Origin of the sequence: Allobacillus salarius (assembly GCF_007559425.1) — a bacterium.
In the GTDB taxonomy this organism is placed as follows: domain Bacteria; phylum Bacillota; class Bacilli; order Bacillales; family Alkalibacillaceae; genus Allobacillus; species Allobacillus salarius.
Genome location: NZ_VMHE01000060.1, coordinates 734 through 1724, shown reverse-complemented (window position 1 = coordinate 1724; position 991 = coordinate 734). Strand labels below are relative to the sequence as shown.

Genomic DNA, 991 nt, shown 5'->3' with positions numbered 1-991 from the left:
GTTAATTCCAAAAAACGTAACTATAAGTTACAAACATTATTTAGTATTTATGAGCTAATCAAACATCATAATTTTTATGGAGAGTTTGATCCTGGCTCAGGATGAACGCTGGCGGCGTGCCTAATACATGCAAGTCGAGCGAACGGACGAGAAGCTTGCTTCTCTGATGTTAGCGGCGGACGGGTGAGTAACACGTGGATAACCTACCTATAAGACTGGGATAACTTCGGGAAACCGGAGCTAATACCGGATAATATTTTGAACCGCATGGTTCAAAAGTGAAAGACGGTCTTGCTGTCACTTATAGATGGATCCGCGCTGCATTAGCTAGTTGGTAAGGTAACGGCTTACCAAGGCAACGATGCATAGCCGACCTGAGAGGGTGATCGGCCACACTGGAACTGAGACACGGTCCAGACTCCTACGGGAGGCAGCAGTAGGGAATCTTCCGCAATGGGCGAAAGCCTGACGGAGCAACGCCGCGTGAGTGATGAAGGTCTTCGGATCGTAAAACTCTGTTATTAGGGAAGAACATATGTGTAAGTAACTGTGCACATCTTGACGGTACCTAATCAGAAAGCCACGGCTAACTACGTGCCAGCAGCCGCGGTAATACGTAGGTGGCAAGCGTTATCCGGAATTATTGGGCGTAAAGCGCGCGTAGGCGGTTTTTTAAGTCTGATGTGAAAGCCCACGGCTCAACCGTGGAGGGTCATTGGAAACTGGAAAACTTGAGTGCAGAAGAGGAAAGTGGAATTCCATGTGTAGCGGTGAAATGCGCAGAGATATGGAGGAACACCAGTGGCGAAGGCGACTTTCTGGTCTGTAACTGACGCTGATGTGCGAAAGCGTGGGGATCAAACAGGATTAGATACCCTGGTAGTCCACGCCGTAAACGATGAGTGCTAAGTGTTAGGGGGTTTCCGCCCCTTAGTGCTGCAGCTAACGCATTAAGCACTCCGCCTGGGGAGTACGACCGCAAGGTTGAAAC

1 rRNA gene (only partly in view) is annotated in these 991 nt (G+C 49.1%); it reads left to right on the top strand.

Annotation, left to right across the window (positions count from 1 at the left end):
• Positions 1 to 73 precede the first annotated feature (73 nt).
• Positions 74 to 991: ribosomal RNA gene (locus FPQ13_RS12970) — 16S ribosomal RNA — on the top strand; it runs 643 nt beyond the window's last position.